Raw genomic sequence first — 14968 nt, 5'->3', positions numbered from 1 at the left:
GGGACCCTGCCCTGGTTCGCCCACAACCGCAGCGTGCCCGGATGCACACCCACCCGACGCGCGGCCACCGACAACCGAAGAAGCTCCATGCCCGACAAGCTACGGACCTCACACCACCAGCCCACCAGAATCAGCAGGAAACGCATTCAATCGGATGAAAGTGGCACGAAACCCTGCAGATCAACCACACATCTGATAAGTAGCGTTGCTCGGCCTGTTTAAGCGAAAGCCCCAACAGTTGAAGACCCCAAATCTACTGACACGGTTGTTTCAGTATCTTAGAGTAGTCGATCAGCGTCGGAGCGCGATCCATGTCCGAGCCAGACCCCCAGCGACACCTCGTCGTACGCCGTGCCGACCCGCCCGGGTGACCTGGGCTGGGTCGTGATGGCCCACGGCGAGATCTACGACCGGCAGTTCGGCTGGAACACCGACTTCGAAGCCCTCGTGGCCAAGATCGTCGCCGAGTACGCGGCCAAGCACGACCCGGCCGCGGAAGCCGCCTGGATCGCCGAGGTCGACGGCGAGCGCGCGGGCTGCGTCTTCCTGGTCGCCGGTGACCAGCCGGGCGTCGCGAAGCTGCGCATCCTGCTCGTCGCGCCGACGGCTCGGGGGCTCGGTCTCGGTGCCCGCCTGGTCGAGGAGTGCCTGGACTTCGCCCGGGGGGCCGGCTACCGGCAGGTGACGCTGTGGACCAACGACGTCCTGGTGGCCGCCCGCAAGATCTACCAGCGTTTCGGCTTCCGTCTGGCGGACGAGGAGCCCCATCACAGCTTCGGCCGTGATCTCGTCGGGCAGAACTGGATCCTCGACCTGGGCTGAGGAGCGATCAGTTGCCGGCCGAGGGCAGGTCCAGGTGTCTGCCCTGGAAGCGTGCGCGCAGGAGGCGGTCGTGGGTCACCACCACGAGGGTGCCGGTGTAGTGGGCCAGGGCTGCCTCGACCTCCTCCGTCAGGGACGGGGAGAGGTGGTTCGTCGGTTCGTCCAGGAGGAGCAGGTCGAGGGGGCCGGACGTGACCAGGCGGGCCAGTTCGAGCTTGCGGCGCTGTCCGACGGACAGGTCGCGTACGGGGACGGACAGGTCCGCGGGGTGGAACAGGCCCAGTGCGAGCAGCGCTCCGGCGTGGTCGTCGGAGTGGCCCGGGCGGCCGTCCGCGTAGGCCGCGAGGAGGGTGCGGGCGTCGAAGGCGGCTTCGGGGGCGCACTGTTGGCGCAGGTGACCGATCCGGCGCGGGCGGCGGGCGGTGCCTGCGTCGGGTGTCAGCTCCCCTGCCAGTACGTGGAGCAAGGTGCTCTTGCCCGCGCCGTTGGGACCGGTGACGAGCAGTCGGTCGCCGGGGACGAGTGTCAGGTGCGGGATGGAGAGGCGGCCTTCGACCCTGACCCCTTCGAGCCGACTCCCTTCGAGGTGGGTGGCCGTCGCCGACTCCCCCGTCACCGGCGTGCCTTCGACGCGGGCGGTGAAGCGGAGGGGGCTCGGCGGCGGTGGCACCGGGTGCTCCGTGAGCCGCTGCAAGCGCTCGCGTGCGTTGCGGATGCGGCTCTGGGCGCCGTGGGACCGCGAGCGTGCCCGGAAGGCGCCGGCGCCACTGAAGGCCCACGGCCCCTTGCGGGGGATCTCGGACAGCATGCCGATGCCGGAGTCCGCCAGGGCTCGCTGCCGGGCGACCTCGTCGCGCCACTGCTCGTACTCCCACGCCCAGCGCGCCCGGGCCGCCGCCTTGGCGGTGAGGTAGCCGGCGTATCCGTTGCCGTAGCGCCGTACCGTGCGCCGGTCCTGGTCCACCTCCAGCACGGTGCCGGTGACGCGTTCCAGGAACGCCCGGTCGTGCGTGGCCGCGATCACCGTGCCGCGGTGGCGGCGCAGGCGGGCTTCGAGCCAGGCCACGGCCTCGTCGTCCAGGTCGTTGGTCGGTTCGTCGAGCAGGAGCAGTTCGGGGGCGGAGGCCAGCGTCGCGGCGAGCGCGAGCCGGGAGCGCTGCCCTCCGGAGAGGGTGCTGAGCGGACGCGCGCTGTCGAGTGGCGCGCGCTCGCCGAGGCGGCGCAGGGTCACCTCGACACGGCGGTCCGCTCCCTGGCCGCCCCGTGCGTCGTACTCCGCCAGCAGCGCCGCATAGTGCTCGAAGGCGCCGGGACCGGCCGTGCCGAGTGCGGACTCCGCGGTCCGGATACGGCGTTCCAGGGATCGCAGTTCGCGCAGTACCTGGTCCACGGCGTCGCCCACGCTCGCCGTGCCGGGGAGGTCGAGGGTCTGGGCGAGATGGCCGATGCCGCCCGGCGCCGTCACGGTCAGGGTGCCGTTGTCGACCAGTTCCTGGCCGGCGAGCAGCCGCAGCAGCGTGGACTTGCCGGAGCCGTTGTCCCCGACGATGCCGACCTTCTCGCCCGGTCGGACGGTGAGGGACACGCGGTCCAGGACGACTCGGTCGCCGTAGCGCTTGGTCACCTCGGCGAGGGCGATCTGGGACGTGGGGCGGGCGGGGGCGGCGTTCTCGGTGGTGACGGCGGAAGCAGGGCGCAAGGGCAGTCCTTTGCCGGGAGGGAGCAGGAGTGTGCGATGGCGGCGGGAGCCGGAAGCTGCACCGCCCATTGGTACTGCAAAACTAGACGATACGGTTCGTCTCGTCAAGCTTCCCGGACAAAGTCCCCGGCGCCACTCGCACGCGGCGGCCGGGGACTCGGACGGGGGCCTAGACGGTCACCGCTCGTTCTTCCTCCGGAGGAACACCAGCACCGCACCGCCGATCACCACCAGGCCGATGGCCGCGCCGCCGATCAGCGGGGTCGCCCCGGAGCTGCCGGTCTCGGCGAGGTTGGGGTCCGGGGTGGGGGTGACGGCCGTGGCGGGGGCCGGTTCGCCGAGGGTCTGGCTGGTGTCGCCCGTCGCGGCGCCCTGGGTGCGGCAGTCGAGGACGCCGGAGAAGCGCTGTTCGAAACCGGCGGGGCCGCGGATGGTGAAGTCGTAGGGCCGGTCCTCCGGCAGCGGGACGGTCACCGTCCGGGTCTCACCGGCCGCGATGGTGTACTCGGCGTCCAGCAGCGCGAAGGTGAACGCCTCGTCACCCTCGTTGACGGCGGTGATGTCCAGGCCGCCCTCGGCGCAGTTCTTCTCGGCGGACAGGGCGGGTATCGCCCCCTGGCCGGCCCAGGTGGCCGTGGCCGACGCGGCGACCGTGGACTCGCTGGAGCCCGCCAGGATCTGGGTCTGGCTGCGGCTCTCGGAGGCGAAGGCCCGGCCGACGGGCACGGTGGTCGACGCCTGGACGGTCAGCGCGGACGTACCGGCCTCCGCGTCCTCGGGCACGTCGAAGAAGATCTGGGTGCCGTCGGTGACCTCGGTGACCGGCTCGCCCTTCTTGTCGACGATCCGCACGCCGCTGGTGGTGGCGTCCACCGGGGGCGTCACCGTCGCGCCGCCGGCGTTGGTGCGGACGGTCACCGGACCGATCCGCTCGCCGGGACGGCCCGAGACCGCGGGCGGGTCCAGGGTGAGCGAGGCCGCGGGCTCGGCGAGGTCGCGGGCGTTCTTCTCCAGGTGGTCGGCGAGCCGCTCGGCCTGCGGGTCGGTCGCCTCGACGTCCGTGTGGTCGGAGTAGCGCCAGATGGCCACCTGGGTGCCGGCCGCCGCGTCCTGCTCGGTGAGCCCGCCGCGGACACCCGCCTTCTTCGCGAGCTCGGCGAGATCGTTGACCTGGGGGTAGGAGTTGCCCAGGATCCACCGGATGCGGCCGGCGTCCTTGTTGGTGCCCAGTGAGGTGCCGCTCCACGGCGCCTCGTAGTACTTGGCGTCCTTCTGCGTCGGGGTCTGGATGTCGACGCAGTACGTCTGCAGCATCCCGCCGCCCTCGACGGACATCTCGAACAGGCCGGCCGGCACCTCCTGGTCGCCGTCCTCCCCGTGGATGACCGCGGTGCCGTGCGTCTTGAGCCCGCCTATGGTGGCCGTCGCCCCGCCCTGACCCCCCGCCCTGTCCTGGGCGGCGGCCGGTCCCGCACCGGTCACCAGACCGGCGACGGCGGCCGCGGACACCAGCACCGCGGCGGCGGTACGTGCCGTCCTCCGACCGGGCAGAGACAGTGCAGCGAGCGAAGAAAACACCAAATTCCCCTTCGAGCAGGACCCGTTGGCGTGGGGGGAACGGTCCCACCAGCAGAATCAGCAGCCCCACAGGGCTCGTTCGGCATCCTAAGGACCTGACGGACCGTGCCCCCGGGTGATGTTCGCCCACACGGTGATCCGAATCGGAATCGTTATCGCCGACCGGGCCTGCGAGCAGGCCTTATCGACAAATCCACCCGGGTTCGTCCGGGCGCATGCGTCGATAAGCCCGTACTTCGGTCAGTTCCGGCGGGCCACCCGGGTCAGGCCACCGCGGCGGGCTCCGGGTGCTGTTCGCGGTCCGTGTCGGCCGACTCCCCCGCCGGTGTCTCCCAGTTGGGCTCCGGCCGCGGTGGGGAGGCCGACGCCTCCGCCGCTTCCGCCTTCCCGGTGCGCCTGAACGCGGCCGTGCCGCGCGCGAGATCGTGGCCGATCGCCACCGCGTCGATATCCGCCGAGGTCCAGTTCTGCCCCTCGCGCACGTCCGTGCGGACCTTCAGCCGGCCCTGGACGACGACGGGGTCGCCCACCGCCAGCGACGCCGACGCGTTGTCGGCGAGCTGCCGATTGGCCCACACGGTGAAGAAGTTGGTGTGGCCGTCCGTCCAGGCGCTCTTCTCACGGTCCCAGTAGCGCGCGGTGACCGCGAGCCGGAAGCGCGCCGACGGCCCGTTCGCCAGGTTCCGGAAGACCGGCTGCGTGGCCACGTTGCCCACGGCGCAGATCATCGTCTCGTTCATCGCGAGTCCTCCCTCCCGCACGGGCCCGTCCCGTACGGCTGCGTCCGGCGACCGCGTTCGTCGCGACCGCCGCGAGGCCAGACTGCCCCGGCCCGGGCCCGGCCCGCCGAGGGCTGTGGACCGTCGCCCCGCCTGTGGAGAACTCCGTCACCCGTGCGGGTGAGAGCCGCGGACCCGCGCCCACCTCACCGCGCTGCCCACCCGCGCCCACCTCACCGCGCTGCCCACCCGCGCCTACCTCGCCGCGGTGCCCACCCCCGTGACCCGCCCGTACTGCTCCCGCACTTCCCGGTACCGCAGCAGTTCCGCCGCCAGCGGATCCAGCACCCTGGCCCGGCCGCACCCGGCGGCCGCCTCCCGCAGCAGGCGTTCCGCCTCGTAGCCGTAGCGGCGGGCCGGGCCGCGGGCCGCCATGCGGCAGCTCGACTCGATGAGGGGACCGCCGGTGATGCCGGCCAGCATCAGCAGCACCGGCACGCCCAGGTTCGGCGGCATGAAGCCGACGATCTGGCCCAACAGCCACAGGCCGCCCACCACCTGGATCAGGGTCATGGACGCCTGTGCCAGCACGGCCACCGGCCACCAGCCCGGCCGCGGCGGGCGCCCCGGCGGCAGCCCCGTGCGCTCCGCCAGCTCGTCCAGGGCCTCGGGCAGCCCCTGGGCGCCGCGCACGGCCGCCTCGCGCATCGCCTGCGCCCACGGCACCGGCAGTCCGGCCGACGCCCGCTCGGAGACCGTACGCACCGCCTGCTCGACGCGCTGGCGCGCGGTGGCCTCCTCGTCCGGCTGGGCGCGCAGCGGGAGCCGTCCCGTGGCCGGTTCACGCCGCTCGTGGTACCAGCGCCACAGCCGCAGCCAGGGCGTACCGCACGCGCGGTTGGCATTGCGCAGCCAGGCGCGCTCGGCCGCGTCGCCCGCCGCGGTGGCGCCCACCGCGTCCGCGAGCCGGTCCGAGAACTCCTCCCGCGCCTCCTCGCTGAGGCCGGTCCGCCGCCCGGTGACGTACACGGACCGCAGGCGCCAGGCGGCGGCGTCGACGTCGGCCGCGATACGGCGCGCCGGGGCCTGCCGCTCGGCGACGAACTGGCCGAGCACCTCGCGCAGCTCGCCGATGCCCTCCCCGGTGAGCGCGGACAGGGCCAGGACGGTCGCGCCGGGTTCGCCGTACTCCCCCAGCGCGATGCCGTCCTCGTCGAGCAGGCGCCGCAGGTCGTCGAGGACCTGTTCGGCGGCCTCGCCGGGCAGCCGGTCGACCTGGTTGAGGACGACGAGGGTGACCTCCGCGTGGCCCGCCATCGGCCGCAGATAGCGCTCGTGGAGGACCGCGTCGGCGTACTTCTCCGGGTCGACGACCCAGATGACGGCGTCGACGAGCTCCAGGATGCGATCGACCTGCTCGCGGTGCTGGACGGCGGCCGAGTCGTGGTCGGGCAGGTCGATCAGGACCAGCCCGCGCAGCGGCGACTCCGAGTCGGGGTGCTGGATCGGGCGGCGGCGCAGGCGGCCGGGGATGCCGAGCCGGTCCAGGAGGCTGGCGGCGCCGTCGCTCCAACTGCAGGCGATGGGCGCGGCGGTGGTCGGCCGGCGGACGCCGGTCTCGGAGATCGTCACCCCGGCGAGGGTGTTGAACAGCTGCGACTTGCCGCTGCCGGTCGCGCCCGCGATGGCGACGACGGTGTGCTGCCCGGAGAGCCTGCGCCGCGCGGCGGCCTCGTCGAGGACCCGGCCCGCCTCGGCCAGGGTCCCGCCGTCGAGCCGGGTCCGGGAGAGGCCGACCAGCTCGCGCAGGGCGTCCAGCCGGGACCTGAGCTGTCCGTCGTAGGCGAGCGGCATCAGCGCGGCCGACGTGGCGGCGGGCCTGCTGGGCAGTACCGCGTACTGCTCCGTGCCACCGTTCTCGTCCACCCGCCGCGCGATCAGCCCGTCACCCCAGGCGCCCTCCCCGTCCCCGGAACCGGAACCGGAGCCGGACGAACCACGGGCGACACGCTCAGCCCTTCCCGCACCCTCCGCCCCGCCGCCGGCCCGCTCCCCGTCGGCCACGTCCCTCGTACGGCCCCCGCGCCCCTTCCCCCGTCCGCGTCCCCCGTCCTCGTCCGTACGGCGGCGGGACGCGCCGGCGTGCTTCGCGCGCGCGTGGGAGCCACCGGCGTGTTCGCCCCCGCTCCCGCGCCGCCGCAGCCACGTCCCCCGCCCCGTTTCCTCGGACGCGCCCTCGGCGTCGTCCGCACGCGCGGTCTCCGGCTCGGCGGCGCGCTCCGGGTCCCGTCCGTCCCCGGGCTCCGTGTCGCCGGACCGGCCCGTCCGGTCCGCCTCCTGGGTCGTGTGGTCGGTGTGCTCGGTGGGGTCCTGGTCAGTGACGGCGGTCACCGGTCACCTCTCCTTCTGCAGTACGGACAGCGCGGCGATGAGTTCGGCCTGTGGCTCGGGATGCACTTCCAGCCCGTCGAGCGGGGCCAGCCGGCGCTCGCGCTCGACGTGCAGGACGCGGTCGACTTGTTCGTCCAGCAGCCGTCCGCCCCGGTCGCGCAGCCGCAGCGCGCCGTGGGCGCCGATCCGCTCGGCGAGCCGCTCCCCGGCGACCCGCGCGCGCCGCCCGCCGAGCAGCACGGTGGCGACCAGACCGGCCACCACCCCGGGATCCGGCGCGAGGTTCCGGTCCAGCTCGCGGACCTCTTCCTCGGCGTACTCCTCCAGCTCCCGCCGCCACCGCCGTACGGCCAGCCCGATCCGGTGCTCGGCGCTCTCCGGCGCGGGACCGTGGCGCGCGAGTTCCGGGGCGGCCGCGGCCGGTTCGCCCCGCCACGCCTCGTCGACGCGTTCGTCGGCGGCGGTGACGGCGCACAGCAGCAGGGCGCTGAGGCTCTCCACCAGGGAGTCGAGCAGCTCCTCCGGGGAGCAGTCGAGGGGGAAGGCCCGCCAGCGCTTCAGGGCGTCCCCGGCGAGCACGGCGCCCGCCTGCAACCGCCCCCGCACGCGCGCGTGCTCGCCGTCGTACGCCCCCTCGACGGCGGCGGTGAGCCGCAGCGCGGCGGCGTACTGCGCAGCGGTGGCGCCGGCCAGTTCGGGCATCCGGGACTTGAGCGAGGCCAGGATGCCGTGTGCCGTGCGGGCCATGGTGTGGTGCCGGGCCTCCAGGTCCTGGGCCCGGTGCACGAGCCAGGACCGCAGCGGCGCCACGGCGCTGGCCGGCAACAGCCCGCCGCCCCAGGCCGATTCGGGCAGTTCGGGCACAGTGAAGCGGGGTACGTCGCCGAGGCCGGCCTTGGTGAGCAGCGCCCCGTACTGCCGGGACACCTCGGCCACCACCTGGTGCGGCACCCGGTCGAGCACGGTGACCAGGGTGGCGTCGTACTCCTTGGCGGTGCGCAGCAGGTGCCAGGGCACCGCGTCGGCGTACCGGGCGGCCGTGGTGACCATCACCCAGATGTCGGCGGCACAGATCAGCTCGGCCGCCAGGACACGGTTGTCGGCGACGAGGGAGTCGATGTCGGGCGCGTCCAGGAGGGCGACGCCCGGCGGCAGGGTGTCGGCGGTCTCGACGCGCAGCACGCGCGCGGGGTTCTCGCCGGGCAGAAGCAGATCGTCGTCCGGTTCCCGGTGCGGCACCCACACGCGCGTGAGGTCGGGCAGCACCCGCATCCCGCTGAACCAGTGGTGGTCCTCCGGATGGCACACCAGCACCGGCGTACGGGTCGTGGGCCGCAGCACGCCGGCCTCGCTGACCCGCTGCCCCACGAGGGAGTTCACCAGGGTGGACTTCCCGGCACCGGTGGATCCGCCCACCACGGCCAGCAAGGGCGCTTCGGGGTCCTTCAGCCGGGGCATCAGATAGTCGTCGAGCTGGGCGAGCAGCTCGTCGCGGTTGGCACGCGCGCGTGGGGCCCCCGCCAGGGGCAGCGGAAAGCGTGCGGCCGCGACACGGTCGCGCAGGGCGGAGAGTGCGTCGAGCAGCTGAGGCCGTACGTCCAATGTCACCACATGCGAAGAATGCCCAATTTCAGGGGAATTCTGAAGCATATGAGCATGTCTGCGCGCCGACCAGACACAAGGGGCGGAAGGGACTAGTGGGGCGCGAGGGCACTCCAGGCATAACGAGTGCACAACACCCGAGGCGCGAGACGCCAAAAGCGATGCACGATTCGCACCCGCCTGCGATTATCGGGACCGCTTCACCGAACCTCCACATCAGGCCACGGAGGCGAAGCATCAGGGGCATGGAGTTGGGAGCCCTATCCTTGTCCCCGGCACCGTCACGGACCAACCCACACCCGGGCACCGCGACCGAGGCCACCACACCAGGCCCCCGTAGCTCAGTGGATAGAGCAGGCGCCTTCTAAGCGCTTGGCCGCAGGTTCGAGTCCTGCCGGGGGCGCCTAGTCGTCTGACGTGTTGCGGGCCATGGCGTTGTTGGCGTGGCGTCCGTGGACGGTTTGCGCGGGTGGAAGTCTCCCGCCATGCTCAAGTGGCACGGCGCAGACATGGCCCCCAAGCGCACGCTGGCACGCGCACGCGTAGGCGAGAGGGCGGGTGTGGTACTTCCCGGTGCCGCGCTCGCCCCCTACTCGTCGCCCTTCACGAACGAGCCTTGGCCCAGCACGGTGTAGAGGCGGCCCTCCCCCCTGAGAGCGGCCACCGCCTTCTGTGCCGTGGACTGGCTCACGTCGAACTCGGCGGCGATGTCCACTGTGCCGGGGAAGCGCTCGCCAACCGGGTACTTCCCCGCGTCCAGCCGTCGGCGCAGTTCGTCCGCTACCTGGGGCCATACAGGCACCGAGCGATCAAGGTCCATACCCCCGAGCATCCGCGCTTACGCGGAATTCAGCTATCGCGGTAGTGCGGTAGTGCGCTTACGCGATAGCGCGTAAGCTCGCGTACGACCGAGCACAGACACCCAGCACGACCCGCACCACAACGACAGCAACCACGCCCCCCGGGGGGGTGGACATAGAAGGACCCCCGCGACAGGGGCGAACTGTCCGGGGGCATGGCCGATCACCCAAGGAGTGACCGACGTGCGAAGCCTACTGGCCCTCTTCCTCTCGTGGCTCATGCCGTCCACCGGCAAACGCCGCGCATCCTCCGCTCCGGCAGACGTGCCGACGCAGCAGCTGATCATCACGCGCAACGCGGTTGGTGTGGCCCGTCCTCTCCCCTCCCACCGCTCTCCCCGTCCCCCGGAGTTCCTGCGCGGGGAAGACCTGGCGCTCATCCGTCCGTACCTCATCGCCCACGAGCGAGAGCAGGAGCGGCAACGACAGAAGGTCAGGCGAACCGCGATGGTCCTGGCAACGGCGGGCATCGACTTCCAGGGAGTGACGGCATGACCATCTCACCCTCACACCTCCGCCTCCTGCCCTGGTCTGGCCCGGAGGGCAAGCCCGCGCACCTCGTGACGGACGGCACCCGGTCGTTCCTCTCGCAGCTCGCCGACGACGTGGAAGCACAGCAGATCGAGACGGCCGCTGTGATCCTGGGCCTGGCCAGGCCGATGATCGAGGACACAGCGAACCTCACGGCTGACGAACTCCGCTGGGTCGCTCGCCGTCTCATCGAGAGCCTGGGCGACGTGCTGAACATCGCCGAGAGCCGGGGCCAGCGCATCCCGCCCTACGAAGGCGACGACTCCGACGACGAGGCGGATGCCACAGCCATCAGCGAGCCTCGCCCATAAGGGTCGACCACGGAGAGCCGTCACACCCCTACGGGTGGCTCTCCGTGGTTCGTAGCGCCGTCCCCGTCAGCAACACCACGGCGCACCCGAGGAGTTCGGACGACCCGCGAGCGCTTCGACCACAGCAACTGCGCGCACCCCAAGACCAAGGCCGGACGCACCGCGTGCCGTAAGGAACTGCGCGCCGCCGCTGAGCCGGTGCAGGCGGCAGAGGCAGCAACTCCCAAGCCGGGCACCACTACCGCCGCGAAGAGGTCGCCGACCAAGCCCGCTGCCGCTCCGGCCGCGATGAAGTCGCCCACTCGTGCGACGGCAGCGAAGAAGACCACCGCTCCCGCCAAGCCCGCTGAGACCAAGTAACCCGCTCAGCACCACCCCAGCAGAGAGCCCCTGACTTTCGAGTCGGGGGCTTTCTCGCGTTCTCGTGCGTCTGCGAGCGAGCGCCACGCGCCCTCTTGCTCCCAAACGGCGCTCAAGAGCCCCCGGGCGCTGAGAGCATGAGCGCGTCTCTCCTTTCGCTCGAACTCGGCAGATCCGAGTCCTGCCGGGGGCGCCCACTCTGCGGTTACCGCTTCCGGCACCGTGCATGCCCTCCTGCCCCGTACCGTCCTCTCGCGCGGGCCGGGCTGCGTCAGGGCAGCGGTCCGATCACTAAGCCCTTCACAGGATCGCCCACAAATGAGTGGTTACGGCCAAAAGGTGGGTTCACTGGTAATTATGGACTGGTTCGCCGTCGTTCCATTCGTCCCGGAGCCGTCCATGCTTACCACCCTCACCATCGCCCAGGACTCACCGAACGCACAGGGACACGAGCCTGTTCCTCCTGCGCCGGAGCAGGTGGAGGAACGGAGCCTCGTTTTCGAGGGTTTCGCGTACACGTGCCGGATCGTCCATCAGGACGCTCCTCAGACAGCGCCGTTGGTACTACTGGGCGGCTCGTCACAGGACAAGTACTCCTGGCAAGGTCACGAGAAGTGGCTGGCGCCGCTGTGCACGTTGATTACGGTGGATCTTCCCGGTTACGGCACCGCGGACTTTCTGCCCGCCCGGTACGACATCGACTTCCTCGCCTCCGCAGTCAGGCACATGCTGGTGGAAATCGAGGTGCCGCGGGTGAATCTCTTCGGCGGCTGCTTCGGTGAGGTCGTCGGCCTCCGCTTCGCGCAGCTCTACCCCGAGTTCGTCAGTCGCATCGTCTTCTGCGGTGCGGCCAAGCGCCTTCCCGAGACCTACACCGACGCCGTACCGCGCCTGTCGCGCGCGCTCGAACTCGGTGGGATCGAAGAAGCCGCCAACGGGCTGGTGCAGTTGTTCATGTCGAACCCGAGCGCCGGACGGGTGCGCAAGCACGCGGTCGTGGCACGTCTTCTCATGCGGCAGTTCATGAACCAGACGCCGGATGAGATCACGAAGGCGGTCGAGCACAACACAAGGCTAATGACGCACGGTTGCTACCAGCCGCTGCCCGTCCCCGACGTGCCGTCCCTGGTGTTCACCGGAGAGTACGACACCCTGTGCACCCCGCAGATGGGCCGCGAGCTCGCCGCGACGATGCCCGCAGCGCGGTTCACGACCATCAGGGAGGCCGACCACCTGGTCACGGTCGAACGCAGGCAGGAGTCCGCGGACCTGATCGGCCGGTTCTGCACGGACAACCCCATCGATGACCTGCCGTACTGCACCCCGGTGGAGTCGCCGCTCGTGGGCCGGGAACACGCCGCAACGGTCACATTGTGAGTGGAGCCGGGCCAACCGGCGAAGCCGGCCCGTGGCAGACGGCCGAACGGGGCGGTAAGGATCTGGACGTTCGTGCCGTGGCGCTTGTGGGGAAACCGTTCCGCAGTCCGGTCGGCTCCCTCGGGTCACGGCAGCACAGCTCCGCGTTCCGCGTCCATGGCGCTGCCGTACAACGCCAGATGGCCGGCCCCGGAAATCCGGGGCCGGCCATCTGACTTTTCGAGTAGCCGCTACCGATGACGCTGCGGCGGGAGCCAGGCGTAGTTCATCAGGAATCACGGCCGCGTCGAGCGGGCGCCATCGCCTCGGTCGGGTCAGGGGTGGTGAATGGAGCAGTCGACCGTGCTGTTCCCCTTGACCGCACAGCCTTCACGCGCGACCACAACATGGACGTGCTTACCGTTTTCAGTGGTGTACCGATATTCGCGCTTCTGCCCGCAGTGCCCGTCGCTGGCCTTCTCGTCACAGACGGGGATGTCGAAAGCCTGAGCCTGGGCGGTGCCGAGCCCCATCAGAACCGAGCCTCCCAGGAATCCCGCCACCACTGCGATCTTCTTCAAATTCTGCATCCGCTTTGTCCTTTGCGGTAGGTCCCCCCAGGCGCTGGGCGTCTCGACGCGTGCGGCCAATGCCTGCGTGCCCCTGGAAGAGGTGGCGCGAGATCAACGCTCGGGATTGTGAGAAAGGTTGGGGAAAGGCCCCGGGGCTGGCCCCGGGACCTGTCCTCATTCGTCTACTCGGGGGTCAGCCCGTGAAACCCTTGGTGGAGCAGTCAACCTTGTGACCCGTCTCGTTCTCCTGGGTCCCGTGGTCACCCTCGTTGCCGAAGGTCAGGAGGCCACCGACGACGCCGTTCAGGACGCCGACGTTGCCGATAAGCTGGTTCGTGTCACCGTAGACGTAGCAGCCGCCGCCCTTGACGTCGAACTTCGCGTCACCGCCGTCGGCCATCGCGGTCCCAGCGCCGAGGGCGCTGACACTGCCGAGCATCGCGACGACGAGGGCAGCCTTCTGGATCTTGCGCATTACCTCTCCGTTCCCTTCGATCGGACACAGCCCGTAGCGAGCTGGTCACTTACAGTCCATACTCTAGACGACACCTCAGGGCTTTCGCGCGACGAAACACCCGACTTCGTAAATTTTCTACGAATGAGGCGTTGTTGGGCTGTTGCGGAGGAATCAGGCGGCGGAGTCCGGTGTGTCGGACTTGGCCGGCTCACGCGTACCGGTAGATCCGGTCGACGTCCTCCAGCTCGCCCGGTGTCACGTCCCACGGCGGCAGCTTCTCGCGCCGTGCCACGACCCGGCCGTGCTGATCGTCGTCGCGACCCGGCGGTGTCGCGGGACGGTAGGCGGCGCCGCGGTGCCGGCGCTGCCAGCGGTACCACTGCAGGTCGACGAAAGCGTGGTGCAGCCAGAAGACGGGGTCGTTGACGGAGGCGACTCCGAGCATCACTCCGCCGACCCAGCGGTGCACCCGGTTGTGGTTGCGCCATGAGGCGCTGCCCCGGCCGGTGCCCCAGCCCTCGAGCTTGTTGCGGAAGCCTCGGGTGACCGTCGAGTCCCAGGGCGAGACGTCGTAGGCGGGGTCCTTCAGCGCCCACTCCAGATCACTCTTCGTGGGCAGGTCGATCGGGGCGCCTCGGCGGCCGAGGTCACGAGTGAGGAACTCGCCTTCGGTCACGCCCACTCCGATGGTCCAGTTGCCCTCCCGGTGGGCGAACGGACCCGTTGTCACCTGGAGGTCGGAGCGGCGCCCGTTGCCGCCGAGGAGATCCGCCGTCCACGGAGCGGAGGTCGTCGTGCGATCGCGGGTCCAGTCCCAGTACGGGACGGTCACCGAGGAATCCACCCGGCGCAGAGCGTTCTCCAGGTCGAGCAGGAACCGGCGGAGCCAAGGCAGGAAGGACGGCGCCATGTGCGCCGTGCGCAGACCGCGCTCGCCGTCGGAGGAGTAGTAGTCGAGGTGCATCCGCACGAACTCGTCGTACTCGCCGCGCCGTTTGAGCTCCAGCAGCGCCTTGACGAATCGGCGCTTCTCGGCGGCCGTGAGCGTGCCGGCGTCCTTACGCACGTAGGCCATGCCGCCCCCCCTCGTGCGGGTGTCCCTCGCCCAGCGGCGCCGGAACCGGGGCGGCACGCAGCCGCTGCCCCGGGCCGAGCGCTTCGACGGCGGCACGGGTGGTGTCGAGCGGTGTCGGGTACGAGCAGTAGTGGTCGACCATGCTCAGCCAGGTGCCGTCGGCACGGCGCATCAGATGCAGGGGCCGGCCGTCCACCGTGACGTGCCACCGGCCGTCCTCGGCCGAGCCGCTCGCGGGGGTCCGCACACCTCGGATGCGGCGGCCTCGGTAGGTCACGTCGAAGCCGGTGTCGCGCGGGACGTTGCCGGCCAGGGATCGAAGGCGGGGAGACAGGAAGGCCCCAAGCGCCGACGTCAGGGCGGCGGCGAGTGCGCAGGCGCGCAGACCGCGCGCCACGTCCCGCCGTGTGCTGCCCTCCGGCCCGGGCCGCGCGGGGCCCGATGCTTCGTCCGCGGCATCCATCGGTGCCCGGCCCATGCTGACGATCATGGTCCACTCCTCGCCCGTACGGTTGTCGGTAGCCGTAACCGGCGGACGCCTCGCGCGGTCACCGCCGCGCGGCCAAGGCGGTGATCACGGAGTGGGTGGCCACGCAAAGGGACGGCCCCCCGCATACACCCCGCGGCCGCGCCGT

General features: G+C 71.2%; 13 protein-coding genes, 1 tRNA gene and 1 pseudogene. 5 read left to right on the top strand and 10 right to left on the bottom strand.

The features are described from left to right. The first annotated feature begins 311 nt into the window (after positions 1-311). Positions 312-822: pseudogene (locus ACFWR9_RS29745) on the top strand (GNAT family N-acetyltransferase). A 7-nt stretch (positions 823-829) separates the two neighbouring features. Here the strand turns inward: ACFWR9_RS29745 and abc-f are convergent. The 5 genes from abc-f to ACFWR9_RS29720 all read right to left on the bottom strand — a co-directional run bounded on the left by abc-f (position 830) and on the right by ACFWR9_RS29720 (position 8820). Then, a complete protein-coding gene (abc-f, locus tag ACFWR9_RS29740; RefSeq protein ID WP_383847222.1) occupies positions 830-2521 on the bottom strand; it encodes a ribosomal protection-like ABC-F family protein in 1692 nt (563 codons plus the stop codon). Positions 2522-2698: 177 nt separating this feature from the next. Beyond that, positions 2699-4099 (bottom strand): Cys-Gln thioester bond-forming surface protein, encoded by a 1401-nt coding sequence (locus ACFWR9_RS29735; RefSeq protein WP_383847220.1) that lies wholly within the window; start codon positions 4097-4099, stop codon positions 2699-2701. 263 nt (positions 4100-4362) lie between these two features. Continuing rightward, positions 4363-4839: a single-stranded DNA-binding protein gene (locus ACFWR9_RS29730; protein WP_383847218.1), complete on the bottom strand. Its 477-nt coding sequence runs from the start codon at positions 4837-4839 to the stop codon at positions 4363-4365. A 234-nt stretch (positions 4840-5073) separates the two neighbouring features. Beyond that, entirely contained in the window at positions 5074-7209 is a 2136-nt protein-coding gene (locus ACFWR9_RS29725) for a YfjP family GTPase (RefSeq protein WP_383847216.1), read from the bottom strand. A 3-nt stretch (positions 7210-7212) separates the two neighbouring features. Continuing rightward, positions 7213-8820 (bottom strand): dynamin family protein, encoded by a 1608-nt coding sequence (locus tag ACFWR9_RS29720; protein WP_383847215.1) that lies wholly within the window; start codon positions 8818-8820, stop codon positions 7213-7215. A 321-nt stretch (positions 8821-9141) separates the two neighbouring features. On the opposite strand from ACFWR9_RS29720, the gene ACFWR9_RS29715 reads away from it, so the two are divergent. Beyond that, positions 9142-9214, top strand: a tRNA-Arg gene (locus tag ACFWR9_RS29715). A gap of 186 nt (positions 9215-9400) precedes the next feature. Here ACFWR9_RS29715 and ACFWR9_RS29710 read toward each other — a convergent pair. After that, positions 9401-9631 (bottom strand): GntR family transcriptional regulator, encoded by a 231-nt coding sequence (locus tag ACFWR9_RS29710; RefSeq protein WP_383847213.1) that lies wholly within the window; start codon positions 9629-9631, stop codon positions 9401-9403. 223 nt (positions 9632-9854) lie between these two features. Here ACFWR9_RS29710 and ACFWR9_RS29705 point away from each other — a divergent pair, with 223 nt between their 5' ends. From ACFWR9_RS29705 to ACFWR9_RS29695, 3 genes are all read left to right on the top strand, one after another. Continuing rightward, entirely contained in the window at positions 9855-10166 is a 312-nt protein-coding gene (locus ACFWR9_RS29705) for a hypothetical protein (protein ID WP_383847211.1), read from the top strand. Continuing rightward, on the top strand, positions 10163-10513 hold the full coding sequence (locus ACFWR9_RS29700; protein WP_383847209.1) for a hypothetical protein: 351 nt from the start codon (positions 10163-10165) through the stop codon (positions 10511-10513). The genes ACFWR9_RS29705 and ACFWR9_RS29700 overlap by 4 nt, the downstream gene beginning before the upstream one ends. A 717-nt stretch (positions 10514-11230) precedes the next feature. Then, complete coding sequence (locus ACFWR9_RS29695) at positions 11231-12250, top strand: alpha/beta fold hydrolase (protein ID WP_383847207.1); 1020 nt, start codon at positions 11231-11233, stop codon at positions 12248-12250. A 314-nt stretch (positions 12251-12564) separates the two neighbouring features. Here ACFWR9_RS29695 and ACFWR9_RS29690 read toward each other — a convergent pair whose 3' ends face one another. The 4 genes from ACFWR9_RS29690 to ACFWR9_RS29675 form a co-directional block, all read right to left on the bottom strand. Beyond that, positions 12565-12819: a hypothetical protein gene (locus ACFWR9_RS29690; RefSeq protein ID WP_383847205.1), complete on the bottom strand. Its 255-nt coding sequence runs from the start codon at positions 12817-12819 to the stop codon at positions 12565-12567. Positions 12820-12994: 175 nt separating this feature from the next. Beyond that, positions 12995-13276 (bottom strand): hypothetical protein, encoded by a 282-nt coding sequence (locus ACFWR9_RS29685; RefSeq protein WP_383847203.1) that lies wholly within the window; start codon positions 13274-13276, stop codon positions 12995-12997. 190 nt (positions 13277-13466) lie between these two features. Next, positions 13467-14333 carry a tyrosinase family protein gene (locus tag ACFWR9_RS29680; RefSeq protein ID WP_383847202.1) on the bottom strand — a complete coding sequence of 289 codons (867 nt, stop codon included), beginning with the start codon at positions 14331-14333 and terminating at the stop codon, positions 13467-13469. Beyond that, positions 14317-14823 carry a tyrosinase family oxidase copper chaperone gene (locus ACFWR9_RS29675; protein WP_383847201.1) on the bottom strand — a complete coding sequence of 169 codons (507 nt, stop codon included), beginning with the start codon at positions 14821-14823 and terminating at the stop codon, positions 14317-14319. Before ACFWR9_RS29675 ends, ACFWR9_RS29680 begins: the two co-directional genes overlap by 17 nt. Positions 14824-14968 lie beyond the last annotated feature (145 nt).

It is taken from the genome of Streptomyces sp. NPDC058534 (assembly GCF_042717365.1).
In the GTDB taxonomy this organism is placed as follows: domain Bacteria; phylum Actinomycetota; class Actinomycetes; order Streptomycetales; family Streptomycetaceae; genus Streptomyces.
The sequence above is the reverse complement of the archived record's forward strand: the minus strand, read 5'-3'. Positions and strand labels throughout refer to the sequence as shown.

Excerpts from the sequence above, each read along its gene's own strand:
- ACFWR9_RS29730 (WP_383847218.1), bottom strand. The coding sequence starts at position 4,839 with ATGAACGAGACGATGATCTGCGCCGTGGGCAACGTGGCCACGCAGCCG.
- ACFWR9_RS29710 (WP_383847213.1), bottom strand. The coding sequence starts at position 9,631 with ATGGACCTTGATCGCTCGGTGCCTGTATGGCCCCAGGTAGCGGACGAA.
- ACFWR9_RS29700 (WP_383847209.1), top strand. The coding sequence starts at position 10,163 with ATGACCATCTCACCCTCACACCTCCGCCTCCTGCCCTGGTCTGGCCCG.
- ACFWR9_RS29695 (WP_383847207.1), top strand. The coding sequence starts at position 11,231 with ATGGACTGGTTCGCCGTCGTTCCATTCGTCCCGGAGCCGTCCATGCTT.
- ACFWR9_RS29690 (WP_383847205.1), bottom strand. The coding sequence starts at position 12,819 with ATGCAGAATTTGAAGAAGATCGCAGTGGTGGCGGGATTCCTGGGAGGC.
- ACFWR9_RS29685 (WP_383847203.1), bottom strand. The coding sequence starts at position 13,276 with ATGCGCAAGATCCAGAAGGCTGCCCTCGTCGTCGCGATGCTCGGCAGT.
- ACFWR9_RS29680 (WP_383847202.1), bottom strand. The coding sequence starts at position 14,333 with ATGGCCTACGTGCGTAAGGACGCCGGCACGCTCACGGCCGCCGAGAAG.
- ACFWR9_RS29675 (WP_383847201.1), bottom strand. The coding sequence starts at position 14,823 with ATGATCGTCAGCATGGGCCGGGCACCGATGGATGCCGCGGACGAAGCA.